The following is a 25,362-nucleotide window of genomic DNA, read 5'->3' as shown; positions in this document are numbered from 1 at the left end:
ACTGGGATAATGCTATGTTAAAACTCAAACTTGATTCAGTTAAGTTCTTTAGCCCTAAGAAAATGATGTTCAAAATCATGCTGTGGTTAATGGTGAGTTGTGTCGTTTTATTATCTATTCCACTCAATGTGTTAGAAATACTGGCACTTGATAAATTTGTACCTGAACACGCGCATTTTGTAGGTTTAGGACTCATCATTTCTATTGCTTATTTTTTAAGTCAATTACTGAACTTAGGGCTAGATGAATCGATTCGCCATTTGAGTGATAAGCGTATTACCGAAACTATAGAAGCTAAAGTGAATTTGCTTGACCGCGCAGAGCGAGCACTTTTACGTGAGTTCTTCTTACAAGGTGCCACTATTTTGACTCTACCGCAAAATGAACCTGCTGTGAAAAGTTTGCTAAACGCCTGTATCTTAGAAAACCTTGGTAACGAACGTCATTACGCCATTCAAGGCCCAACGGCTGACTACAAAATTTCGATGAAAGCGCGCATCTATTTAAATCGTGATGTACTTCGGCTACCCGCAGGCGAACCAAGCCAAGAAGAAATGCAGCATTTGATCAAAGCAAGACCACAATTTTTGAATGGTCTAGTACAAAATCGTAAACATGCTATCTAGCACCAACAAACAATGTGTAGGTGTAGATTACGGACATAAAAAATGGGGGCTATCTAAGACCCCCATAATAATGTGCAATTTGTGACAAAGAATATAATAAACAATGGAAGCAAAAACTACGGCTGTTGTGCTGACTTCACAATAAACATCCAAGTGATATAAGAAATTATCCCTATTGTGCTAAAGATAACAATCATTGAGAGTAAACCGATAGGGTTACCAAACATTAAATCTAACCAAAATGCCATGACTGAGATCCTCGTTCCTGTGAAGTCCCCTCTAAACTAGCTTTCCTTATTTAACTAAACACTGATCCTGATCAATAAAAAACCAACATTGCCATACAAAACGCTCATCTTGGAAAAATTGTGTGACACGAATCAAGTTTGACCAAGAAAGTATTTAGTCATAGATCAAGGTATTACCTTTGTTTCTTATTGCGTTAACCGCTAGGATTAACTATCTCAGCCATCGAGATGCTAAAGAGACTGGTTCTGACACATAGATTCTCTCATTTCCGCCAATCAGTCCCATTTTTGAAGGAGCCAAAAATGACAGTTCAAAAGAACACGATCATATATCGTTCAACCTTCTTTCCTCTGTTGCTACTCGTTTATCCCCTTTATTGTCTAATCATAGATCGACATATCATTGCTACACTCTGCCTACTCCTGCTTGCAGCAGTATTATTTTTTTATATTTATAAACTGTTTAATAACCTAAGCAAACTTGAACATGCGGCCCGCCATCTAGGAGATGGGGATTTAAGTTACCAGGTAGATGAAAAAGATGCAGGCGTGTTTATCAAGGTTGTGCGTAGCATCAACCGCATGGGAGAAGACGTTAGTCGTACTATTTTGTCTCTGTCAGATACCTGCGAAGGAATGAAAAATGTTGCCTCAGATATCAAAGTTATCAGTGAGCAAGCAAAACAAGGCGTATTAGAGCAAGAACATCAAACTGAGCTCGCAGCGACAGCAATAACACAAATGGTTTCAACGGTACAAGCCGTCTCACAAAACGCGGCCAGCACAGCTAAGGCCGCTGATATGGCTCAGAACTCAGCCAAACAAAGTGATCACATCATGGGAAATATTGTCCATAAAATTAATGGAATGACAAAGCAACTCCATGACACTAAAAATGTTATTGAAAATTTAGCCGCCGATACAAATAACATCAGCAGTATTATCGAAACCATTTCACAAGTCGCAGAACAGACTAACCTACTCGCTTTAAATGCTGCCATTGAAAGTGCGAGAGCAGGTGAGCATGGCCGCGGCTTTGCCATTGTCGCAGATGAAGTGCGTAATCTTGCAAAGAGAACCTCAGAAGCCACTGTCGAAATTCAGCAACAGATTGCAGGATTACAAAAAGGAGCCCATAGAGGGCTTGAAGTCATGTTGCACAATGTCAGTCTTGCAGATGAAACAGCATTGATGGTTAACCAAGCACACCACGCCCTCAATGATATTGCCGTTCAAGTTAATACTATTACGGATATGTCTCACCAAATAGCCACTGCCTCTGAAGAACAATATAAAGTTGCAGAAGAAATTAATAACAATATCTGTGCTGTAGCAAAACTCGCTCTAAACAATGCACATCGTACAAATAACACGAATTTATCAAGTCTTAAGGTGTATAACATGTCGCAGGAAATTGGCTCGTTACTACATCGATTCCATGTGGATAAAGCGTTATTTAATTCAAACCAAGCATTAAGTAAGTTATTTGTCACATGGGGGCCAGAACTTGATATAGGTATGCCAGAAATTAACCGTCAACATCAAAGGTTAGTATCGCTTATCAATGAATTACATAGGACATTAAGTGAAGACTATGGCCTAGAAGCAATAAAACGCATAGTACAAGGATTGGTGGATTACACTGCAAACCATTTTTCCTATGAAGAAGAACTATTTGAGCGTTTTGGTTATCCTCAAAGTGAAAGTCATAAAGAAAAACACGGGCAACTTGTGGGCCAAGTTCTTGATTTTCAGACACGTGTAGGAAAAGGAGAAGATGTTGCCGATGAGCTAATGTCTTTCTTGCGATCTTGGCTCGTTAATCATATCCAAAAAAGTGACAAGGAATATACGACATTTTTACTCTCAAATGGCGCAGAATAATCTCAAGAGCATGATTTTTGAGCGGTTAAATCTAATTTATATGTTTGCCTAGGTAAAAGGCTTGCCATTGTCATGGGCAAAGGTATAATTCCCTGCACTTAGCGATAGCAAGATATTGTTGTCTCTAAGTGCAATAATGCCAGTGTGGTGAAATCGGTAGACACAGCGGATTCAAAATTCACTGTGTTACAATATCAAATTCACTAAGCTGTTGATTAAAAATGTTAATTGAAAATGATTAACACGCAAAGACGATGCAAAGATTTGCAAAGTTTTTGAAGCTCCAAAGTTGTGCCAGAGTGGTGAAATCGGTAGACACAGTGGATTCAAAATCCACCGCCCTTAAAAGCGTGACGGTTCGAGTCCGTCCTCTGGTACCATACAAATAGCCGACATTAAGTCGGTTTTTTTGTATCTAAAATTTAGCATTGTTAGATACTTACCGCTTTATGTCCAGCTTTTTGTTGGTACACACATGCCCTTCAAGATCCACCACTCCGCACATACCGATCTAGGTTAGATCTTTAATCGTCGTGGTTTTCCCATTCTCCATTACCGACTTGATCCCGTTGTCCCTTGCTGCGGTACTCGAATACATTTGGCTAGTGCCAATGATCTGATGGTTCGCGGCTTTTAGGTTGAAGTACGGCTTATCGTTTTTCGCCACTTCTTTGGTATATCGGGCTTCGATAGGGGAGTTGGTTTGAACGGATTCGATACCATTCATGGCACCACTCTTACCCGTGTAGAGTTCGCTGGTGAGGATGACTTCTCCGTTACCAGCCTTAAGCACAAACTTAAATTGATCGTTACTGCTTTTGCTTAATTCATACCATCCTGACATGGGGTTGCTCCTTCTTCTTTAAGGCATTGCATAGCGCAAGCGAGGAAACCATTTCCTGCTCGTGCCTCAGTCTAGCCGACTTTATCTGATTTGATATGTGCCGATGCCACATTTTTGAGTGTTTGAAGGTTAGTCGGTCGAAATGCTGACATTAAAAACGTCCATTTCCTGCCAGTAACACAAGAAGTTTTGCTCCCAAATGGGGTAAAGCTCTGCTGCCGCTTCAATGACTAACAAGCCACTAATGGACTGAAACACGCCGCAGCTAAAGTCAAAGTCCAACTCTTTCACTAATTCCCATTGCCCTGCATAGCCAACATAGCAAAAGTCGGTGATGTAGCATAACTGCCACTGGTCATCGCCTTTCTCTAGCCTGATTTCCACAGGATGAAAGCCGCCCGTTTGTGGACTGTAATCGGGGTCGCGAAAGTTAATGGTGACAGCGTTGCTATCAATATTTTTCACAAGTTCTGCCAGTGCTTGGGCAAACACAGGTGACACGGGTAACGGTAGGTCGGTATTCATGGTTTTCATTATTTAACCCTCAAAAGTGGCAAAACAAAGGGGGCATCATGTCCCCCTGTTGTTGGTATGGAATGTGGGTGATGTGAGTTGTCACTTACTGGCTTTCGAGCTGGCCTTATCGGTGCTGGCCTTCTTGCCTATCTTGGGTGCAGGGGCGAGTAACTGCTCGTCTAACTCGCCTTTCTCCACGGCATCAATGACCACCTTAATCACTGCTGGCAAGTTGGCCTTTGCACCCACATCAATAGCGGGGCAGCCTTTTTCCAGTTCGATGGGTTTGTTACTTATCCGCACTTCAAAGTAGTAGTGCTCGTTGCTGTCATAGAACCAAGGTCGGACGATGTAACGGCGGCGAATTTTCTTACGCTCACCAGTCTCAGGGTCTTTAACCGAGCGCTCTTTGTAGGCTTCAAATTCACGGCCTTCAATCATGCATTCGGCCAGAGACAATTGCTGGTCTAGCTTGTCGAGTAACTTCATTCGTTTGCCGAGCACAGGTGGCTTAGGGGCAATTTCAGGGCGAGCGATAACCTTGAGAGAACTCAATACAGTGGTCATGGTGTGTTTCCTTTAGTGGGTGTTAGCGGATAAATCCGATACGGGGTTGCCCTTGTTTGCGGCTGTTCTCGGTGGTGAGTAGCGCAAGGGCGGTTGCGCGGTGGTCGCGCTTGGGTTCAAAGCTTTGACGTCTTGCTAAGATGGCAAAGTCGCCGGGCGTTAATTGGTTTAGGCTGTTTAGGGTTGATACTTCTTCATGGGTTAGGCGTTTAATCCCAAGGACTTGCCGATACAGCGCTTGGCGTTGGTCACTCGTTAAATAGTCACACACCAGCTTGAAATCAAAGCGGCGCATGACCGCACTATCAATACTGGCAAGCGCATTGGTTGCTGCGAACACGGGTAGAGTGTTGCACTCAAGCTGTGACAGCAACTCATTGACGAGCTGCACTTCATGCAGCGCTTGAGCGCTATCGCGTTTGCTGAGCAAGCTGTCGACTTCATCAATGAGCATCAGCTTTTGCTGTCTATGTGCTTCTCTGAAGAGCCTAGCGATGTTCTGCTCACTGTCCCCGACATACTTACTGAGTACATCAGAGCATTTGATGTGCATCAGCTCAAAGCCGTGGGTTTCAGCTAAGTGATGTACCCATGCTGTCTTGCCCGTACCAGGGGGACCACTCAGCATCACCCTAATCGGCATGGCCTGCTTAACGGCATGATTAATCGAGGCCAGCATATCATCGGTAGTCACACTTGCTGCATCATCACTGCCCTTGAAGTTGACCATGTTGCTATCGAACGCCAGTTCCCCTTGATACTTTGGCGGCGGGGCTTCTTCACCACAGGCTTCTAAGGTGGCATCAATCACTTCATCGATAAGGACTTCAGCCTTTGCACCTTTGAGCTTGAGTGTCATCGCCACATGGGCAGCATTACCAACCATGGCGGGGGTGACATTGGGCTTTTCTGCCAGTAGCAGGTGATAGTCCTGTGATACCTTAAGCGGTGTTAGTAAGTGCTCATTGATGGCATAGGCAAAGGGTTCATCGGGTACAGGAACTTCCATCACCAACTTAAAACGGCGAATAAAGCTGGGTTCTAACAAGCCAACATGGTTGGTAATCCAAATGGCAGGGACAGGGTTTTGCTCTAACGCCTGCATCAGTTGTTCTTTGGAATACTGCTCATCGGCTTGCACGAATAACGCTTCACACTCATCGACCAGTAACAAGCTGTCATTGCTGTGAGCCAGTAGACCTTGTAACAAGTTCAGGTGAGCAAGGCGTATGCTGGTTGCCTTTGCGATGTTGTCATTTCGGTATTGGCTCTCGATTAACTGCTGGCTTTGGACTTCCAGTAAATTGCGCTTAATCGTCTTTGCCAATGTCCGAGCCAGCTCAGTTTTACCTGTACCCGCTTTACCATAGAGCAGGATATTGACGCCTACCGAGGGCTTTTGAGTGATGGCCGCAAGATAGTTTGCCAGTAAGTCAGTGTTCACATGCCCAAATTGCGACAAGCTAAATTGTGCCTCGGGGCTTTTGCTGAGCATGGGGGCTAAGAAGTCGACCGCGCTCGTTAACTTCTGCGACACTAAAATGGATACCAGTACGCTTGGGAACAGCAATCTGTAAGGTGCATCCAAGGTCGCCTCTGCAATCAGTTGATAGCGCTCGAACACCGCCAACTGCGACAGGATGACCTCTAAATCGAGGGTTGCCTTAGCCTGTAGCATGCGTTCAAGTACATCAAAGTCATCATCAATCAGGAATTCGGTTAACTCCCTGAGTCCGGCATTGGCATTGATGACAATCAAGAACTCAACTACAGGTTGCATCTGCGGCATTAAGCCAAACAACTGACCAAGAAACTGCGCGTTATGCTTAACCGTTGCTGTGTTGAGCGGTGCGCGGTCTTTGCTTGGTAGCTTGAGTGATGCATCTTCTAGGCTAAGGCGAAGAAACGGCTCCATCTGCTCGCCTGTGATTGCGCCCAGTATCGAAGATGGCACTTCCTTATCGACGGTAATGAGGGCAAAAATCAATGCTTCACTAAACTGTGAGGCGAGGTAGTGGCAATGATTGGCGCGCCATTTACGGGGGGATTTTGCACGCTTTAGCATCTTGTTTTCCTGCCCCGTTCGTTCGGTGCTGACACATAGTTCAGGGTGGCTGCTGCTTCACGCATAAATGCATCGCCACGCTTGTCATAAATAGTGGTGGTGCTGATATCCGCATGGCCTGCCATTTGGCGCACGGTGTTGATATCAACGTTTTGCTCCAGTAGCCGAGTAATAAAGGTGCGGCGCAAATCATGGGGTGATGCACCCATTACGCCGATATCTCCTAGCTTGTCTTTGACTAACCGATAGAGCGCATCCCGACTCACGGGGCGGTAATGGACGATAATGCCAGTCGTGCGACAGTGGCAAATGAGTGGCCCCAATTGCATCTTGCGCACGTTGAGCCAAGCGATGACATGTTGTTCAACCCAATCGGGTAAGAACAGAATGCGGCTCTTATTGCCCTTCCCCGCTACTACCTTAATCGTTGACGTTGCACTGTCGTAATCGGCGAGTGTCAGTGCCGCAAGCTCACTACGGCGCAGCCCCGTTCCGAGGAACAGCGCAAAGATAGCTAATGTACGAAGCCCATACGTGTCTTGGCGTTTGGAAAGTAAGGTGAGCAGCTTAGTGACTTGCTCTGCACTCAGGGGATTACCCTGATGGGCACCGTGTTTCATGTTCGCGATGCTATTGATGTGCGCGACTTGCTGCATATCCGCTTCACCCATCAAGGCCGCGACTTTAACGATACTTTTAATCGCGGTCATCGCACGGTTAATCGAGCGCGCCGACCACTGCTCGTGGATTAGCAATGCGCGTATCTGCATCGCTTGTTGAAAGTTAATGTTGCTGAGTTGCTTGCCTATCGTCGCGTCAGGCCAGTCCATCAGCTGTGCAATGCTGCGCATCTGCGAAGCAATCGAGCGCTGACTGTTGGGCGCAAGACGGCTCAAATAGAGCGCATAAGCAGTCGCTGTAGTCATAGATAACTCCAGTAAGAATAGATTGATATGTTGCTAGGGGATTGAAACAGAAGGGAATAGTGATACCACACTGTAAGCGTATGGTATCACAAATGCGGCTATTTTTCAGCCGCTGTTTTTGACACGGTTAGGCTACGTAAATGAGAAACTACTTAGCTGTACTCGCTCTCCTTATATCTTTAGTTGGCCTACTTACTCACACTTGGATGTCATCGAACCGTATTGTTCCATAAACATCTTACGTATCTTCTGCGCTTTGACTGATTTAGAGCGTGAATACTCAGACATTAACCCACGCAATTTTTTCAGTTCTTTCGTGACTACATCTTTCACTGCTTTATCATCAAGAGAAAGGAGCACACAATCTTTTAGCTGGCTTTGCATTTTGCGCCGTTCTTCCTTAGGTAGGCGTTGTAATGCAGACTTTAGTCCGTAAGCTGTAATAGCCATAAGCGTATGCGGGTGTAAAGTAGGTGATTTTTTTAATTTCAAGAAATCATACACTTGGATCCTTTTAAGATAACTGTGATGATTTATGAACTTATCTAGTTGCAACAATTTACAATTGGGTTTGAATTGGGACTCTATGCGTGTCTCAGGCTCGTCATTTGTGGGAAGGTTTTTAGCCCTACAATTTGCGGTACGATCATAAGCAGTTATGCGGCAACCACTTTTCTTATTACCTAATATAATCGTTCCAATACCACCATCTTTAGCGAAGAAGACTCCAGATGTCTGCGAGCTCGCGAAATTTACGCAAATGTTATTAATATCGACCATCAAATCAAGGGCTATATCAAGGGTTGTTACCTTCATATTCTCGCTGCTTAGTAGAAAATGGGCTGAGGCCGGTATAATCTTTTCGAGCCATAACCGCGCGAGATAATAGTGCTCTCTATTGAGTGGGAACCCTTTAAACTCAAACCGAATGAAAGGCCTATTCTGAGCGTAGGGACCCACTTGAATGAACAAATGGGGCTCTCCATTTACAGGTCTTACCCAATCAATCGGCTCTAGTAATGGCAACTTAACAGAATAGCGATAGCCCCCTAAAGACTTCATTACCTGAGGCTGAGCAAGCCCTTCATGACCGACAATAGCTTCAATTATGCTGAATAGGTTAAGCACAATGGTTTCACGGTGGTCTAAGTCTAAGCAGTGGCAGACAATCACCAATTTGTCGAACAGGACACTTTCAATGGATTTGGAGAGCTTATTCATCTTGAGCCTCCAGAATCGCTTTTGCTTCTAAAGTCATGACTGATATTTGCTGCTTCATCAAGAACTCAATAGCCTTTGCTAAAATAGCTTGATTTTTACCTGCATCCGTTTCAATAAACGCCTCGAAGATGGCTTTGCTACTTTTGCATTTCTCAGCCTTAAGATTGAACTGTTCAAGGAATTGGCGATGGCTTTTGCTTTGTTTGATTTTATCTGTGCTGGGGTGTTTAGCCCTAAATGATTGCTTAGTCGATGTCTTAGGCTTTGTATCAGAGTCTAAAGTTTCATCATCGCTACCATCAAAATCTAGACTATCATCGTCTTGCTCAACGCTATCTTCTTCTACTCCATCATTTACATCCAAATCTAGGTCATTATTCGAATTAACTTCTTGGAGTAGGCCAAGCGAACGCATAGCGGCTTCGACTATCTTGCGGGTGTATTTACCCACGATAGTAATTTCCTCGCCGTGTACTTCTTCAATATGCTCAACCACTTCTTCAATTTGATCGTTTGACAGGTCTTTCATCGGTAGCATTGAGTTGTCACTATAGAAGCCAATAGCATCCATCCCGTTAATTGCATACGCTACCTTTGCTGCCCAAACTTGTTTAAGCGCCACGTCATATGAGATGGTGAGATTTTCTTTGACGTAAGCTTTAAAGTCTGCACAACCAAGTTTTTTATAACCCTCATTTTTATAGATGATGAGTAGTGCTTGTTTAAGCTCGGTTTGCGAAGTTGTGACGATAGTACTTAACTGTTTAACTTGATCATTAGATAGTTCAAAATTACCTTCAAATGCGGATTTAAAATTGTCATCATTGTTGAATAATGCTGATACTAACTTCGATTTTGCAAAAGACTGGCTCGAGCTATCATCATTGATAGCGCATTTTTGTACTACAGCTAACGACGTTGATTTCACCTTCTTAGTTTTTTTCGATTTCTTTTTAGCGTGTTTGGTTGCTGGTGCATTTGCATCATGAATTTGCTTACGTTGAATAGCCATTGTAAATCTCCTAATTAGAACTGTGTGTGTTCGGTGATTACCGATCTCTTGATTTACAGATTCGCTTTTTCATCACTGAAACAACTTTCTCTGCAATCACAGATCTATTTACAGATTTAAATGTGTAGCTATCTAAGTACTGCTATCTACTGCTGTTTCTACTCAACTGAAAGCTTTCAGTTTTAGACATGGTTAGTGTTAATGAATACAATCACTTTAGATAAGAATGTTCTAGAAATACCTTATTAGACAATGTGTTATTGATGTCGTGTTGTTTTTTTGTCGACGGGCCGATGCTTTAGTGGTTTTGCATCAAGGTAAGGTTTGAATTCGCTGCGGCTACAAAAAATTTTTTGAGCATAAAACAATTCGTAATTCGTCGTCCCGTTGATATATTTGTAGTATTAAAGCATAGTCGTAACCGACGGGACGACGAATTGTCTGACGATTTGGATGATTAGGTTTAGTCTAGTTATGGTGGTGATAATTCAGGTGTGTAATTTTTTATAACTGCATTTTTGAAATAAGGTGGATGATATGGCCGTTGATCGAGAACAGAGTATAGACCATATAAATAAGCATTTGACAGAATGGTTTAAGGCTTTAAAGGCTAATAATGAACTGACTATTGAGCGTAAGTGTAGGAAATTGTTGGTGGATAAAAGTAAACTGTTTAATAAGGATTATCCGAAATTTTTTGTGTGTATGCAGGAAGTAAAAAATGAGACTTGGGAAAATTATCTAAGAAGATGTCGTGATAAAAAGTATGAGAAAAATCGAGGGAGGATTTCAATCAATAAATCGACACAAAAGCAACTAGACGATTTAAAGGAAAGGCTTGGTTCTGATTCATATGATACTTTGATTATTGTATTAATTGATGAATACAAAAAAGTAAATTGCAATAAAAAAACTTCACTTAAATTAAAAGGGCGGTAAAAATACTTCGAAGGCTATTGAAAGTACAAATCAATTTGTATCATAGTAGTGACTACTTGATGAATCGATTTTTTAATCATCTTAATTGGAATGGAATATTTTGATGTCGCGGAAAAAAATAACTAGATTTTTGAAAAATGAATTTGGAGTACGAAAGCTTAAACTTCCAGAATCATTGGAATTTTTATATGGGGTTCGTTTTCACGCACTGGTTGAAGAGCGAATTGGTAATCGCACCGTTCGAACAATTGAGATAAAGCCAACCAGTTTAAGAAGATTAGTTGAATATAACCAGTTTTTATCTGATGAATACGAGAGAAATCGCGATTCCATTTTATCTTTAAAGCGTATTGTACGAAAACTTAAAAATGAGGCCCTAATTGTACCTTTAGAAGTTGATATTATCGAACAGCCAATAGTTGTTGATAACCCACATAAAAATATGAATGATGCAGAAGAGGCTGAGCTTCAGGTTACTAAAGAAGAATTGAATGCAACGATAGAAAATCTTAAGCAAGAGCTTTTAGTCGAAAGGATGAAAGTTAAAGCGTTAGAGCATAACAACCAGACATTAATGGCAAATATAGAGAAAACTCCTGAACCTGAGCCACAAAAAAAAGAGAATATTTTTTTTAATTCTACAGTCAAGGTTAAGACTGATTTTAGGAGAAAGCCATTTCAAGGAGGATCGCCACAATAGGGATTGTCATCTTTACCAATAACAACCACTGTGGGTTCTGTATTTCAAGGAGGATCGCCACAATAGGGATTGTCATTGACGGTAACTTCAGCCGCAAGCTTTGAAGTTTCTACTTGCTAGCTGCTATTCTGCGATTATAATCACTGTATATATTAACAGTGGTTCATTGCAATGCGTGTTATCCCTATTCCTGCTCGTGCTGGCATTACAGGTTTTGAGTCACCTGCGGCTGAATACACTCAGCTTGGTCTAAGCTTGGATGAGCTATTGGTCGACCACCCAAGCTCAACTTTTATGGCTTATGCCCTAGGGGACTCGATGCAAGATGTCGGTATCTTTGATGGTGATATTCTCATTGTTGACCGCCATGAAACAGTGCGAAATGGCGATGTCATTGTAGCCAATTTAAATAGGGAGTTTGTCTGTAAAATCATTGATATCCCCCGCCGTTTACTGCTTTCCTCTAATCAGCAACACCAGCCTGTCATTATTCATGAATACGACGAGTTTAGTATTGAAGGCGTAATCACTCGTTCTATTCGTTGCCACCGTAAAAGTCCTGTATTGAGTAAAAAGTAGATGTTTGCGCTAGTCGATGCCAACAGCTTTTACTGTAGTGCGGAACAAGTGTTCCGACCTGATTGGCGTGGTAAGCCTGTTGTTGTGCTCAGTAATAATGATGGGATGATTGTTGCTGCCAATAGGCAGGCAAAAGAGGCGGGTATTCAGAAGTTTGTACCTTACTTTCAAGTCAAAGCACAGTGTGCGGAGCGTGGTGTGATTGCGTGTTCATCTAACTATGAACTGTATGCTGATTTGTCTAGCAAGATGATGGATATCATTGGCCGCTTTGCGCCTGAGCAGCATGTTTATAGCATCGATGAAACGTTCCTCTCGTTTAAGAACTGCTATCCAACAATAAAATGCCTACATACTCAAGGTCAATTAATAAGACGCGCTGTATGGAAAGAAGCTCGCTTGCCAGTTTGTGTGGGGATAGCGGAAACTCTGACCTTGGCAAAACTGGCTAACCATGCTGCTAAGAAGATTGAGGGTTATAAAGGGGTTTGTGTTATCGACAATGACCAAGACCGAACCGCTATTCTAAAGCAGCTAGCAGTAGGTGATGTTTGGGGAATTGGGCGCAGGATTAGTGCAAAGCTTGAACTGATGAATATCCGTACTGCGTTTGATCTATCAAACATGCCAGCAGGGCTAGCCCGTAAACAGTTCAGCATTGAAGTCGAGCGGACAGTACGAGAGCTTAACGGCCAAGCATGCAAGGTGTGGGGTGAAGTGAGGGCTGATAAGAAGCAGATATTCTCGACAAGAAGCATGGGGGAGCGAATAATCGATTTTGAATCGTTACTGCAAGCACTGAGCAAGCATGTGGGGATTGCAGCAACTAAAGCACGTAAGCAAGGCTCTGTTTGCAAGACGATGCTGCTATTTGCGAGTAACTCCCCCCACGATGAGCGTCCTGTAAGCTACAAAACCGTGGTGCATTTCCCCTGTCCGACGAACTGTACGATAGAGTTGACGAAAGCAGCGTGTGAAGCCGCCCCCAAGCTATTTCGTGAAGGTGTACGTTATTACAAGATAGGCGTAGGTTTGATTGATTTAGCGAGCGAGAAACATAGTCAATTAGACTTGTTCAATCCACCGACAGCAAAGCCAGCGCTAATGCTTACACTCGATCATATTAACCAACGCTATGGAAGTGATACTCTGTTTGTTGCAGCTCAAGGCATAGAGCAAAAATGGGCAATGCGGAGGGACTTATTGACGCCTCAATATACGACTAAGTGGCGAAGTGTGCCGTGTATTAAGTGCTAACGAGATTATGCGAGGCTGTTCTCAACGCGTGGCATTTACACTATGCGTTTGTTTAAGTGATTAAGGTGGTATGCGGCGGCTTCGGTATTGCATTGCTCACACCTTAACAGGGCGTTAACTTTCACTCAAGTTCGAGCCACTTACTTGATATATGACTATATTTTTAAGTCCGCTGTTCAGTATAGTATTCATATTAAACTTGATTACTATTGAGGGCGATATGCCACTATCATATTCCTTTGAAGATTTAGCTCAAACATTTCGTGTTCAAGTTGAATCTCATCTTAAATTCCATCAACTGATTTCAGTGGATAGACCTGAAGCTGTAGGTAATGTTGAAACCTCCGTAAATGCTATGCTAAATGCTTTCCACAATCTTTATGACCTTATGCAGCAAGAACTTGATGCACCTGTTGATTGGTATGACACACCAGAATTATGCATTATTCTCGCTATTAGAAATGCACGTCACCACAACAAAGCAAATAGAATTCGAAGCTTATACAATTACCATGTGCAAACAGCTGAAACACCTGAAACACTGCAAAAGTATTATTACGCTAACTTTCTAGCAAACCCTGAAGAGGTTGGTGGTGGCTTCTTTGATATACCACTCTCATGGGGAGATCTCCGAACATTGCTAGCTTTACCGCGAAATGAGTCACGTTTAAGAGCATCGGCTGAAGGGATTATTCGTGGTTATATCAATGCAGACTTGATTGAGGCATCAGCCGAAGAAGCCGGAGTTGACGTTAACGATATTTTCATAAATTTCGTACCTTTAGCAATGAATGCTGGCATTAAGTTGTATCCATTTATCAAAGATCATGTTACCCCTAACTCTTTGGAAGCTAGATCATTTTTGAGTTTATTTGGCTCAGTTAAACCGTCTTTGACGAATGAGCCTGATTGTGATGTTCTTCCTTTTAGTCTTCCGTCGTAAAGAAAGTTAACAAAGCATTTAAGAGAGATTCCCAACGCTTTGCATTTTTCATACCATCGTTGGGTTTGGTGTTTACGGTGGTATGGTTAGGTTCTTCGTAGCGTTGCTCACACCTTAATGCGGCAATTAGCTGGAGATATGTTATGGATGCATTTGAAAGTGGCTTGGCTTGCTATTGTCATCAGAGTCAAAATGAAGTTAATCGCATTAGACGATTCTCCCAATCTATAGATTCTCACTGGGAGTCGAAAGCGAGGCGCTTGGACTGCGAACTTGAGAAATCGTTGGCAGAAACTACCTGCGAAGATCGGCGTCAAGAGTTAGGCGAGAGCTATGGAATGATTTACTACGAAGACATAGTGAAGAGTGAATGGATACACAAGCATAGCGTAGTAATTACTATTTCGAGCTTTGTCGAAAATTCCTTATATGAGCTATGTGAGCTACTCGCATCACATAAAGGTCAGCCTCTAAAGTTACTTGAGAAAGGTAGGTTATCAAAGGTAGATAAATGTCTGCTCTATCTAAAAACCAATGCTCATCTTAGTCTTGCTGACTGCAAAGAAGAAGCCGATGCAATGATTGTCGCCTATAAGTTAAGGAATCAGATAATTCATAATAACGGCAAAGTGACTGATCGGTTTGAAAAGCAGAAGGCTCAATGGAAAGGCTTAGTTAAAGGCAGCTTAGGTTCTTATATTGAAATCGAGAGTAAATTTGTTGCATGGTACTTAGAACAAGTTGCATCGTTTTACCATAAATTGGCTCCGGAAGTGTCGTCATTTATACAGCGAACGAAAATTGCCTAACAAATAAGGATAGGCCGCGCGTAGCTGCGACCTTATCCCAAGTGTTGAACAAGCCCGATGTTGATTGTTGACACTTTATTATGCAAATAGCGGATTGAGAATTTGTACTGGCGAAGGTCTTATTTTCAAAGAGACTTTTATGCAGACATGGCCCCCCCTTAGCGAACGAGCTAATATTTTTATCACTTGTTTATCAAGCCTTTATCGAGTCCTCATTTTGTTTGGTTAACCCGTTATCCTTATAGGGGTTCTACGCCGGAACCCCAGAAAGCTAAAATGATATCAAGTTATTACCCATCAAACTGTATAAAAAACCGCTACCGCAAAAAAGCAAATTCCTATAGCATCATTCATACCCATTTACACGGATGTGGCAGCGGCCAAGTCCAACAAGCGATTTATGCCCTGCAAACAGCGCAGCGCATAAATACTAAGACGTTATGCAAGCTGAGATGAGCATGGATTCTACACCGCAATATTCAGGAAAGCCGACACTATACTTAGATCAAAACATACTCGATCTTTTCGTTAAAAATAGCGTGGGTAGTTTTGGACGAGAGCTTATGGACAAGTTCCAGATTGTTTATTCTGACGAAACTCTCAAAGAGATAAGACGATCTGCCGGCTATGAAAACGACTTTCTTAATGTTCTAAAAAACCTTGGTTCATATCATTTAAAAATCGTTGTTGAGCAGCCTGGCTTCATTGTAACTGACAAAGCGACCATCACTAGCAGGGACGTATTTGAAGCATTCGAAGAACACTGTAGCAATGATAATGAATATGAAAGCATTGAAAATTCAATGCAACAGTGGTTGTTTAAGTTCTCTGGCGGAAGATCGGGTGATAGCATTTCTGATATTCATGAAGAACAGTTGGCTGCTTTTGCACAGCTTATGGGCGGTATGCTCGAAAACGCTGATGAACTTCCTGTTGAAATGAGGGCGCAGATTAAAGAGTATTCCGAACTAATGATGGAGCAATATAAATCTACGCTTCATGAGCTTGAAAATACGATGTCAAAAGACATTCCTGATACGAAGTACTGGAATGGAATAAAGTCCTACAGAGAGTCAGTGGGTATAGGCCCAAAGGAATTAAATAATATAGAGCCACCAAATGTGATCGAAAAAATATGGGATGTTTTCAAAGTTAAGCTTCCAAAAAACGATCACATCAACAGCTTAGAAGACTTTTTCCAGAGCCGCATAAACCCTATCTACCCTGACAGACCTTACCATCTGCACCAGAAGGTAACTGGTATGTATAACATGCTTAACACTCTTGGCTACTTCCCCGACTCCAAAGTACATAAGGAAAGACGATTTATTGCCGCTATGAGTGATAATAGTCACGCATCAATGGCCTCATTCTGTAATTTATTATTATCGAGAGATGAGAACTTTGTAAGAAAGGTACGGGCGGTATATGAGTATCTTGGAGTGCAAACAGAAGTAAGGCTGGTTACGGTAAGTAATGCATAACAAAGCGCTGCTGCCGGACAAATTTTCCGCTGCGCTCCAAATTTGCCGCAGAGCGCGGCGTTATCTATAACCAAGCACTAGGAATGGAATAAAATGTCTTTTTTCTCTCAGGAGTCAGTAACTCTAATTTCAGCTGTTAGTGGTATTGCAACAATAGTCGCTTCATTTGTAGCAATATTTACATTAATCATATGGCGCAAGCAGCAAAAGTACTCTCATATGCTTAATGCAATAATGGATCTTGAAGATAATTATGAATTACTAATGCGTGAGTATTTTGTTGTTTATAATTTTTTTTTCCAGATACAAAAACTAGCTAGTGAATCTGAAGGTCAATCCAAAGAGTACAAAAAACAAGTGAATGATAGAATAAAGAGTGATTATGACGACTTCAAGACAAGCGACAAGTTATCCATAGTGCGAAATAACTATCAACTCTCACATATTAGAGCTGGTAGATTTGATATCTCTTTAAGCTCTTATGAAGCGCTCACATATGGCGCACTGCAAGATTTTTTTGAAAAAAATATTTCCTGCATTAAGGCTGAGAACTTTTCTAGTGCGGAATCCATAGAACAAGAGATGGAACGGTTTGCATATAATCTCTCTTCATTCAAAAATGCAGGACTTGAACAATTCAAAGCAATCAGGAAGTCAATATAGCTAACAAGGACGTGCAATCTGACCTCCGGCCACTGTCACCTTTTGTGCAAGAAGCGCACAAAAGTCGCCATTGGCCTGCGGCAGTTGACGCCAGCGTTAACCCATAGAAATTTTTATCCAAAACAGACACATTAGAGTTAAGGCTTTAACTCGGAAATGTCCAAAAGTGAGCTTGTGAGTCAGTCTCTCACAGACAGATTCACGCATAAAGCCCAGAGATCTGGTGTTCGTTGTGTGCTGACATGCCTCTGCACGCCTAAGCTAGTTAGAAGTCAAAGATGAGTCAAAATCTGAATGTTTATGCAGTTTCATGTGCATAAGTAAAGACTATCGACATAATCTAGCAATTCGCTTCGAAAACAGCTGAAATCTGCTCGTAAACACGCAATTTATGCATGTTAATAGTTATTACACTGCAAATATGTTATCGAATAAGTAATTAGTAGTGTCATACGCACCGTGTATATCAAATTTGTTAATTTTTTAGAATAGTACAAATTAGAAAAATGCCGATTTTAACTATTATAACGGTTAAATTTAAAGGGGTAGATATGAATATAGATTTTTCTAAAATTAGCGGTGAAGACTTCGAGTTCTTGGTGGCAGAACTCTTGTTAGAAGAGGGACTAACAATAGAATCTCGACCAGCAATAGGACCTGATGCTGGTAAAGATTTGTTAGTAATTCGCAATTCGACATGTTCACTAGGCTACCCTTCAGTTGAACGAATTTTAGTGGAGTGCAAGCACACAAAGGCAAACGTTTCTGAATCTGACTTGGGCTACTATGAAAGGAAAATGGAGAAGCATAAAGCAAATCGTTACTTGCTTGTTACTACCTCTTCTGTCACTGAGTCGGTTAGAAACCACTTTGAAGCTACCAATAACTCTGAAACTGATAAAAAAGCTATATATTGGACAAAAAACGATTTAAAAGTATTTATCTCAAAGCATGAGCGCATATACGAAAGATACTTTGTTTCATGGGATACTGAAATTAATAAAGCTCTAAGATTTACTAAAAAGCACTTAATGGAAGTTCACAAAGGAGCATTATTGTGGACTTCAAATGTAACCTTTATCTTTGGTAATGACGGCTATAGCTCGGCATTTGTACGAAACTATATTGAAGAATTAAATGATGAGCTTGGTCGGAAAGGAGTGGAAGTTCTTGCTTTCAAGGTTTTTGAAGGATATTCATGGGGAATGCTTGTGAATTCAATCCTAGCAGATGTCATGTTCGACTTAGTTTGGGATAGTACAATGAGGCATAAAGATATTGATGAAGCGACTTATCAAAAAAAAATCGCGTATTCTCGGTTGGTGAGCTATTTCAACGAGCCACATCAAACATTTGTGGGATAAATTTAACAGATAAGGATCGCCGCTCATAGTTATTATCTCATCATGTAGTTGCATAGTGAATTTGGCGGTCTAATCAGAAGTGTCTGGCTTTACTCATAGCAATCCAAATTGCTACAAACTCAAAGGTGATAAGTGATACTTTTTTTGAGTTCAGTCTGAGTCATACTAAAGTATATTCTCATCTGATTTTTTGACTGAGCGTCTAAGACTGATAGATATGTGACTACTTATGCAAATTGCGTTGCATAAGCTGAGCTTTGCATGAATCTGTTACTATAATGTGCAATGCACATCGAATAAGCGCTAGAACACACGAAAACTGCACTTTAACAGTTATTAAAATGCAAACCGTCTTTAAATGTCTGAGATCTTCTTTTGAGCGCTGTTATGCGCGTCTCTCACTAAAACAGTGTAGCGCTTGACTGGGCCGCTTTTTCACCATAGCGTAACATCTGTTTCTTCGTGGACCAGTGTTCCATATTCTTAACTGCCGACCTTAACAAGGAAGTTACCATGAACGTCATGACAATATTAATATTGCCCCTGCTTTTATCTACCAGTGTATTTGCGACACAAACTTTCCAAGTTCATAGCGGAATTTGCTTAGGTAAACAGTTAGTTTCCCAGTCTTCATTGGTTGTAAAAAACAATTCAAAAGCATCAATGGTTCTTGGCAATGACTTAGCCTACGATGTCACCATTAATCCTCAATCCGACACACAAATTGCTGTCAATGCAATACTGAAGGTAGATGACGATTCAATTACTTCCGATATGTTTGTTATGGAAAGGCAAAAGGCCAATATATAAGGTGGCGATACCAGCTTAGCTATCACTGTGAACGAAGTAAAATGACGGTAATACCAATGGAGGTGAATTAATGCAGTTTAGATTGATTCCAGCATTACTGGTTTTCTTGGGTTCTTACTTCCCACTTGCGCTAATTCTATTGGTACAAGATGTAAGCGAATCTAGTTGGTCTTCAAACTTCTGTACTGAATGGGAATCGTGTCGGTTACCGACGTTTGATCATCCTTGGCTGGCATTTTCTGCTGTAGCTGTGACAGGACTTTGCCTCCTGTTAACGTGTATGATCTTTAGGATTATTCGATACCGATATCAAGTTAATGTAGTTGAATCCAAATCGATTCCGAGTGAACTCATCAGTTATAGCTTCCCCTATATAGTGTCTTTCATGGGGGTGGACTATGGTGCATTAGGTAAAGTAGTCGGTCTGATGTTCTTTCTGTTATGGTTATTTCTAATAACATTCAGATCAGGTCAGATTATTTTAAATCCAATATTGCTTATATTGGGTTGGAACCTTTACGAAGCCAAGGTTTGTGTTAACGGACATATCCGTATCACGCGTGTGCTAAGTAAGTCTAAACTCACCCCCGGTGATTATCGCTGTGAGGTGATTCAGGATAACTACATAACAAAAGGGAATGATTTAGAATGACGGATTTTACCGATTGGCGAGAGTTTGATTATCAACAAGCAGCAGTACAGTTATGGGTTTTTAAAAAAAGTACCACAGATAAAAGGTTTAAGGCTTGGCATGTCAGAACTGACGTCAGAATAGAAACATTATTTCGTGATGCCATTGTCGATATAGTGTCAAAGACTACTGAAAAACTAGATTACAGTCCGATCTCTCAAAATAACGAGAATAGTTGTTTAGTGCATGCTTTGGAGAGCAGTGAGGGCCTTTTAGCACTTCTGGCTGCTGTGGATTTACCAGAAGCGGATAACATCGATGCGGAGTTAAAGCACCTGAAGGGTGCTGCTGGGTATCTTGTGAAATTTCAGCATGATGATAATACTGTCTATGCGGTTAGAAAAACGGCTCCAACTTGGAAACCTAAGGTGAGGAATACAGTTATCAATGCAATATTCCATAACGGCGAGCTATCTGTTACTCCTGAGGAAACCTTTTCTTTTGATTCATTTTTTGATTTTTTCTGCATAAATGAAACTGTTTTCGTTAAGTCAAAACGTGCTTATGAAAGTACCATGTCTGAAAAAAGTGCATATAAGAAAAACTTCGATGATTTAGTCGTAGAACCGACATTTAACTCCATATTCTCTGATATAGAACCACTAAAAGCTTATGTTGGAACTAATTCTATGCAGTTGAGGCGAATAACGGTTATTCAGAGTAAAGCATTATATTTACGTCCCAATTTCCCGCAGAAATTGCAAGAGATTAATGGTAAGAGAAACTTCGGACTGAACTTTGATGACAACGGAAAACTAATTGTGTGCAAAGATACCGCCAAGACGGTTTTGCAAGTCTTATTAGATCATCGCCTTCTGAGCGAAATAACTGACACCATTTACGATGTGCCAGATGCTGAAGTTGTTTAGATTGATTATGGCTGCCTTTCTTTAGATAACAATATATGGGTAGCCATATGTTGTTATCTGTGAAGTGCTAGTTCAGGGGGAAGCCTTATTTGTATTAGTGTGATTACGTCAAAATCACTTAGTACTTATACCGTCAGTATCCCTTGGTAATCACACTAGTAAATATTATTCATTGTCATTCGCTGAGTCAGAATTTGGATGTGCTTTTACTAATTCATCCAGTCTTTTCTCAGACAACCATTTTAGACGTACCACTTGAGTAATCAGCGTTTTCCGTAATCCATTATTGACTTAGCGTTCACTAATTATGTGCGAAAGACTCGCAATTGTTGCCGCTCTACGAACTATTCTTGAGTCCGGATGACTTCTGTGCGCTAGCACTTCAGGGGAACACTAAATGACTCTGGTAGTTCAATATCTAACAGAGATTGTGGAGTTTTTTTCGTTAAGAATCTCACGAAACTTAGACATGCTTTAATCCAATACACCGAATATTTTATGGCTGTATATAAAATTATGCGATTTCATTAACAATTTTTTACAGTTGGTCGTTGTAACCTCTACCAATAACCAACTAATGAGTAGTATTTATGCCAAAAATAAGATGTAACGGCTGTGGGTTTGAAGAAGAGGCAAACAAGGAGTTTTTCTTCAAAGTCTTAGGTGGTGGTATGGTTGGGTTTGGTGGCTATGCTTGGATTGCATATTTATTTGCTGGTACAGGATTTGCCTTAGTTATCTGTATCGCAATAGTTGCTGGCGGGGTCGCAATGTTAGCATTTGCTGATGAAATAACTAAGTGGATTTCCGAACGATATGATTGTCCAAAATGTCGTAAAAATAGTTGGAGCTTAATAAAGTAGATTTATATATAAGTGTAAGTGAATCGAAACTATTTTATCCAATGACTAATGCATCATAAATACACCGACGTTTGCAACGAAATGAAATGACTATTGAATTTTGACTCAATTTAGCAAGCCGCGAACTTGTAACTAAGAATCAATATGTGATGCTGCATGAAGCTAATAGGTGTCTAGTGAAATAGTGGCTATTCAAATATCAGTTCGAGAATCTACCAATAATGCATCAGGCATACATTCTTAACAAGTCAACGCAGCCGACCGTTAACACGGAGGCTGATTGAGGCGTTAGTTCCTCAAGCCTATCTTTGGAGTTTTTATGGGAAAAAACGAAGTTTATCTTCTATTTCTTCTGATTTCATTTTCTGTTTCCATCTTGTTGACCGTTTGGTTGGTCAAAAGAGGTAAGCCTGAACGTCGGATTCATTGGTTTATTGGTTGCTCAGTATTTTCAATGTTTTTACTAGGTATCATTTCAGGCCCCGTTGCTATACTGCTATCGCTCGGTATTTTAGCCTTTTTAAAAAAGGATGAAGATAGGCCATTAAATGATATTTCAAATGGCTTTTTCATCATATTTAGTTCTGGGCTATCTATTAGCTTTTACCTATTTTACATGTTGCTCAGTGTAGGCGCTTTGTATTGGTTATGGATGGCAATTCAACTAAAGAGCTTTTTAATGTTTCTAGTCGGTTTGTTTCCATTTTTTATGATTATCACAGGACCTGTAGGAGCGTATTCGTTGCTATTTGGAACACCAGAATGGGTGTATAACTGGTTTGCTTAAGTGCGGAACTAACAATCACATTAAATCACTCGCTGCACGTACTGGGGCACAAACACGGGCTGTGTCACTTCGTTCCGATTATAGCCGCCGTGTTTATGCTCTTTATGTGGGCCCTACCGTAAGGAAATAATATGTTCGAAGAGTTTTTTAATCATGGAAGTGTCTTATCTGTCTTGCTCATGGTTTATGCAGGAAATGTGATGATGGAAGCCTTGAGAAGGGATCGTCTAGATCCTCATGGTATTAACAGCCCAATGATAATTAAGCACCCCGTTTCAGCACTTTTCATGTTTGCATCCATACCATGTGCTATCTGGCCTGCTGTCTATATTGGATTGTATTCCGGCTGGGTAGCTGGAGTTGTTTCATGGGTTGTTCTACAGCTTGCTGGGGCGTTGACAACAATCGCACTCGGCATTCGGGGGCCATTGCTTAGTTTTCATTTTATTGCTGGTTGTATTGCATATCCAATTGGCTATTACCTTAGCTTTACTGCATTACCCGTATAACAATGCCAAGAAAAATCAGTCTCTGCGCTCCTTGAGCAAGCTTATACTTGCGCCTTCTATATCCTTGGCTTGCAGAGACCATGATTGTAGCGGTTGTTACCTCATTAGTTTTACCACTAGGTTTCTTTGATGTGTTCATTCAAAAACTACTTGAATACAACACGCAGCTCCTAGAAGAGCGTATACAGCTTAATGCTAATAAAACAAATAATAATCTAGAGTTATTACCTAGAAAGATTCGATGATTGAGAGCTGAATGCTCTCTTGTGGCTGCATGTCTCTGTTGACACTGCGAACGTTAAGTCTAAGACTGACCTATAGGTGATTATTTATGCATATTGTGCTGCATACACTGAGTTTCGCACTAGTTTGTCACGATATCTTTCAAAACACATCGATTGAGCGCTATAACTCGCGAAAACTGCACTTTAATACATATTAAAGTGCAAATCTTTTTCGGATAAGTAACTAGTATTGTAATTCAGATAGATTCTAACAAGCTGGCCAGTTTTGTAGACCGCATCTACGCCTTGAAGTAAGTTGCTGTTTAGGACAAGTGATTTAATTTTGTATTTATAGAATCATGACACTTGTCATCGGCGTTGTTGATTAAATCATTTCATAGAACGTAATCGTTCCAAGACTTCTGGCCGATTAAGCAACTTGCTGGCGAACGGCCATACCCAGTCTAATGACTTTGTTCATCGCCTTCACCAAACACTTTCAGGCCTGTGGCATCGACAACAACATGCATTATCGGTCCGCGACTGGGGTTGCGGTACTTAACATTGACTCCTTAGCGCGTTTACTGATAGAGGTGTAATCAGGTGATGTTAGTGGAACATTCATCAACGTAAATAATGAGTTGAGAAAGCCTTCTAGCGCACGCAACGATAAACTAAAGATGCCTTTGATCATCAACGCGGTTTCAATCGCCACATCACTATAGCTAAACCCGCGACCACGCCCGCCATGATGCTCATGGCAGTACCACGCTTTTACTGCAGCTTCATCTATCTAGAACGTGAGCGAACTTCGATTTACTAAGGGTTTATTGTATTGCTAACAGTGAACAATTTTACGTATTGATTTGCCTATGTAGCTGTCCTGATGATGAGCTAGGGGAACAGAGCACGGCAACGCCGATTAGTTCACAGATTTGTTCAACAACGCCTTGTTAAGAGGCTAAAAGTCATCTTGTGAAGTTATGGCTATTTACAACAATAAACCAATTTTCTTGGATGTTAGCAAAATGAGATCCCTATAACTTTCCTAATTGTGTTTTGGCGATAGTTTAAATGTAGATTTATTTACAGGGCACAATCAATGGATGATGTTCAATTCAATAACGAGTTAATGCAGTTGCTGGCCGATGTGGGTATTGCCTATGAACAATCAGATATTAAGAAGGTAAATCTTAATTGGTCATACTCCTTGATTAGTCCAATGCCAACTCAGGGATGTCCCTTATTGATCGGTATCAACTGGGGGGGAGGAAATAACTCAGATGAACAGTTTCATGCACAGACAGAGTTTGGACATGACGATTTATCGACACAGGATATAGGCATACTTAAAACTGCTCTCCAATATTGTCGAGATCATCTGGGTAATGAGAAAGCTCATCGGATGGCACAAACCAACTACAATTTCTTCCGTTCACCAGATGAAAGATATCTCTCATCCAAAGATTTTTCGCTGTGCGAGCCAATATTCGAAAAGCTGGTAGCTCTAATACAGCCAGAAGTTATGGTATGTTTATCAAGCAAGTTGCGTGACTATCTGCTTAATAATAACAGGTTGGATGACATAGAAATTGCTGACAACATAAAATCGGAGTCTGGAAACTCATTAAGGTCGGTTGTGGCAATCAAAGCAAAACTAAATGGTGCAAAAATTGTTTTTTTGCCTCACCCGATGTCGCAGATAACTAGCAAGGCCAGAAAAGAGGCGTGGAAATTTTGCTTCTCATAGTCGCTGATTGGCCTGCGATATGACCTCAACATAATATAAGACTGATTTTTTACTCTTTACCGTCACTGTTATCAAGTAGTGGTAGTTTTGCCCCATTCGATGTTAGCAAGGTGAGTAATGGTCAAGTCCTTCACCTAAATATTGACCAAATTTTAGTAATGTCACAAAGTGACGACTTTAACGGTGGTGATTCAAATTAATGACTGCGGAAT

General features: G+C 41.1%; 25 protein-coding genes, 1 tRNA gene and 1 pseudogene. 18 read left to right on the top strand and 9 right to left on the bottom strand.

The genetic code is table 11. The annotated features are described in order from the left end of the window. The first annotated feature begins 14 nt into the window (after nt 1-14). Complete coding sequence (locus JEZ96_RS03465; protein ID WP_011790652.1) at nt 15-626, top strand: superinfection exclusion B family protein; 612 nt, start codon at nt 15-17, stop codon at nt 624-626. 116 nt (nt 627-742) lie between these two features. Here the strand turns inward: JEZ96_RS03465 and JEZ96_RS03460 are convergent, their stop codons facing one another. Further along, nucleotides 743-874, bottom strand: coding sequence for a DUF3149 domain-containing protein (locus tag JEZ96_RS03460; RefSeq protein WP_011790653.1), 132 nt, complete (start codon nt 872-874; stop codon nt 743-745). Between the two features lie 303 nt (nt 875-1,177). Here JEZ96_RS03460 and JEZ96_RS03455 point away from each other — a divergent pair, with 303 nt between their 5' ends. Both JEZ96_RS03455 and JEZ96_RS03450 read left to right on the top strand, forming a co-directional pair. Beyond that, on the top strand, nt 1,178-2,758 hold the full coding sequence (locus tag JEZ96_RS03455) for a bacteriohemerythrin (RefSeq protein WP_061782815.1): 1,581 nt from the start codon (nt 1,178-1,180) through the stop codon (nt 2,756-2,758). Nucleotides 2,759-3,051: 293 nt separating this feature from the next. Continuing rightward, nucleotides 3,052-3,138: transfer RNA gene (locus JEZ96_RS03450), tRNA-Leu, on the top strand. A 131-nt stretch (nt 3,139-3,269) separates the two neighbouring features. Here the strand turns inward: JEZ96_RS03450 and JEZ96_RS03445 are convergent. The 7 genes from JEZ96_RS03445 to JEZ96_RS03415 all read right to left on the bottom strand — a co-directional run bounded on the left by JEZ96_RS03445 (nt 3,270) and on the right by JEZ96_RS03415 (nt 9,909). Next, nucleotides 3,270-3,602 carry a YegP family protein gene (locus tag JEZ96_RS03445; protein WP_025007863.1) on the bottom strand — a complete coding sequence of 111 codons (333 nt, stop codon included), beginning with the start codon at nt 3,600-3,602 and terminating at the stop codon, nt 3,270-3,272. 129 nt (nt 3,603-3,731) lie between these two features. Continuing rightward, on the bottom strand, nt 3,732-4,136 hold the full coding sequence (locus JEZ96_RS03440; RefSeq protein WP_025007864.1) for a DUF2787 family protein: 405 nt from the start codon (nt 4,134-4,136) through the stop codon (nt 3,732-3,734). Between the two features lie 81 nt (nt 4,137-4,217). After that, nucleotides 4,218-4,685 carry a hypothetical protein gene (locus JEZ96_RS03435; RefSeq protein WP_025007865.1) on the bottom strand — a complete coding sequence of 156 codons (468 nt, stop codon included), beginning with the start codon at nt 4,683-4,685 and terminating at the stop codon, nt 4,218-4,220. Between the two features lie 22 nt (nt 4,686-4,707). Continuing rightward, nucleotides 4,708-6,750, bottom strand: a complete 2,043-nt coding sequence (locus JEZ96_RS03430; protein ID WP_128090170.1) for an AAA family ATPase — start codon at nt 6,748-6,750, stop codon at nt 4,708-4,710. Continuing rightward, nucleotides 6,744-7,676 (bottom strand): tyrosine-type recombinase/integrase, encoded by a 933-nt coding sequence (locus JEZ96_RS03425; RefSeq protein ID WP_128090171.1) that lies wholly within the window; start codon nt 7,674-7,676, stop codon nt 6,744-6,746. The genes JEZ96_RS03430 and JEZ96_RS03425 overlap by 7 nt, the downstream gene beginning before the upstream one ends. A gap of 192 nt (nt 7,677-7,868) precedes the next feature. Next, a complete protein-coding gene (locus tag JEZ96_RS03420; protein ID WP_025007867.1) occupies nt 7,869-8,897 on the bottom strand; it encodes a hypothetical protein in 1,029 nt (342 codons plus the stop codon). Next, a complete protein-coding gene (locus tag JEZ96_RS03415) occupies nt 8,890-9,909 on the bottom strand; it encodes a hypothetical protein (RefSeq protein WP_025007868.1) in 1,020 nt (339 codons plus the stop codon). The genes JEZ96_RS03420 and JEZ96_RS03415 overlap by 8 nt, the downstream gene beginning before the upstream one ends. Nucleotides 9,910-10,446: 537 nt before the next feature. On the opposite strand from JEZ96_RS03415, the gene JEZ96_RS03410 reads away from it, so the two are divergent. From JEZ96_RS03410 to JEZ96_RS03345, 14 genes are all read left to right on the top strand, one after another. Next, nucleotides 10,447-10,848 carry a hypothetical protein gene (locus JEZ96_RS03410; protein ID WP_025007869.1) on the top strand — a complete coding sequence of 134 codons (402 nt, stop codon included), beginning with the start codon at nt 10,447-10,449 and terminating at the stop codon, nt 10,846-10,848. Between the two features lie 103 nt (nt 10,849-10,951). Then, a complete protein-coding gene (locus JEZ96_RS03405) occupies nt 10,952-11,548 on the top strand; it encodes a hypothetical protein (protein WP_025007870.1) in 597 nt (198 codons plus the stop codon). Nucleotides 11,549-11,719: 171 nt separating this feature from the next. Continuing rightward, the gene (locus JEZ96_RS03400; protein ID WP_025007871.1) at nt 11,720-12,127 is read left to right on the top strand and encodes a LexA family protein; all 408 of its coding nucleotides are present in this window, start codon (nt 11,720-11,722) and stop codon (nt 12,125-12,127) included. Further along, nucleotides 12,128-13,384, top strand: a complete 1,257-nt coding sequence (locus JEZ96_RS03395) for a Y-family DNA polymerase (RefSeq protein WP_198779848.1) — start codon at nt 12,128-12,130, stop codon at nt 13,382-13,384. 220 nt (nt 13,385-13,604) lie between these two features. Next, nucleotides 13,605-14,327 carry a hypothetical protein gene (locus JEZ96_RS03390; RefSeq protein WP_025007873.1) on the top strand — a complete coding sequence of 241 codons (723 nt, stop codon included), beginning with the start codon at nt 13,605-13,607 and terminating at the stop codon, nt 14,325-14,327. Between the two features lie 143 nt (nt 14,328-14,470). After that, the gene (locus tag JEZ96_RS03385; RefSeq protein WP_025007874.1) at nt 14,471-15,136 is read left to right on the top strand and encodes a hypothetical protein; all 666 of its coding nucleotides are present in this window, start codon (nt 14,471-14,473) and stop codon (nt 15,134-15,136) included. Between the two features lie 458 nt (nt 15,137-15,594). Next, complete coding sequence (locus tag JEZ96_RS03380; protein WP_025007875.1) at nt 15,595-16,620, top strand: hypothetical protein; 1,026 nt, start codon at nt 15,595-15,597, stop codon at nt 16,618-16,620. A gap of 93 nt (nt 16,621-16,713) precedes the next feature. After that, nucleotides 16,714-17,283, top strand: a complete 570-nt coding sequence (locus JEZ96_RS03375; protein ID WP_025007876.1) for a hypothetical protein — start codon at nt 16,714-16,716, stop codon at nt 17,281-17,283. 551 nt (nt 17,284-17,834) lie between these two features. Beyond that, nucleotides 17,835-18,647, top strand: coding sequence for a restriction endonuclease (locus JEZ96_RS03370; protein ID WP_061782809.1), 813 nt, complete (start codon nt 17,835-17,837; stop codon nt 18,645-18,647). 513 nt (nt 18,648-19,160) lie between these two features. Continuing rightward, on the top strand, nt 19,161-19,457 hold the full coding sequence (locus tag JEZ96_RS03365; protein WP_061782808.1) for a hypothetical protein: 297 nt from the start codon (nt 19,161-19,163) through the stop codon (nt 19,455-19,457). Between the two features lie 648 nt (nt 19,458-20,105). Further along, nucleotides 20,106-21,017 (top strand): Kiwa anti-phage protein KwaB-like domain-containing protein, encoded by a 912-nt coding sequence (locus JEZ96_RS03360; protein ID WP_025007880.1) that lies wholly within the window; start codon nt 20,106-20,108, stop codon nt 21,015-21,017. A gap of 590 nt (nt 21,018-21,607) precedes the next feature. Beyond that, nucleotides 21,608-21,880, top strand: a complete 273-nt coding sequence (locus tag JEZ96_RS03355) for a hypothetical protein (protein WP_025007881.1) — start codon at nt 21,608-21,610, stop codon at nt 21,878-21,880. 319 nt (nt 21,881-22,199) lie between these two features. Then, nucleotides 22,200-22,667, top strand: a complete 468-nt coding sequence (locus tag JEZ96_RS03350) for a hypothetical protein (RefSeq protein ID WP_025007882.1) — start codon at nt 22,200-22,202, stop codon at nt 22,665-22,667. Nucleotides 22,668-22,798: 131 nt separating this feature from the next. Then, a complete protein-coding gene (locus JEZ96_RS03345; protein WP_025007883.1) occupies nt 22,799-23,176 on the top strand; it encodes a hypothetical protein in 378 nt (125 codons plus the stop codon). 703 nt (nt 23,177-23,879) lie between these two features. Here JEZ96_RS03345 and JEZ96_RS03340 read toward each other — a convergent pair. Beyond that, nucleotides 23,880-24,274 (bottom strand): annotated as a pseudogene (locus JEZ96_RS03340) (transposase); the annotation flags it as partial. Between the two features lie 228 nt (nt 24,275-24,502). On the opposite strand from JEZ96_RS03340, the gene JEZ96_RS03335 reads away from it, so the two are divergent. After that, on the top strand, nt 24,503-25,150 hold the full coding sequence (locus JEZ96_RS03335) for a uracil-DNA glycosylase family protein (protein WP_025007885.1): 648 nt from the start codon (nt 24,503-24,505) through the stop codon (nt 25,148-25,150). Nucleotides 25,151-25,362 lie beyond the last annotated feature (212 nt).

This window comes from Shewanella putrefaciens, assembly GCF_016406325.1.
GTDB classification, from domain to species: Bacteria; Pseudomonadota; Gammaproteobacteria; order Enterobacterales; family Shewanellaceae; genus Shewanella; species Shewanella putrefaciens.
This window is presented reverse-complemented; position numbering and strand designations above follow the sequence as displayed.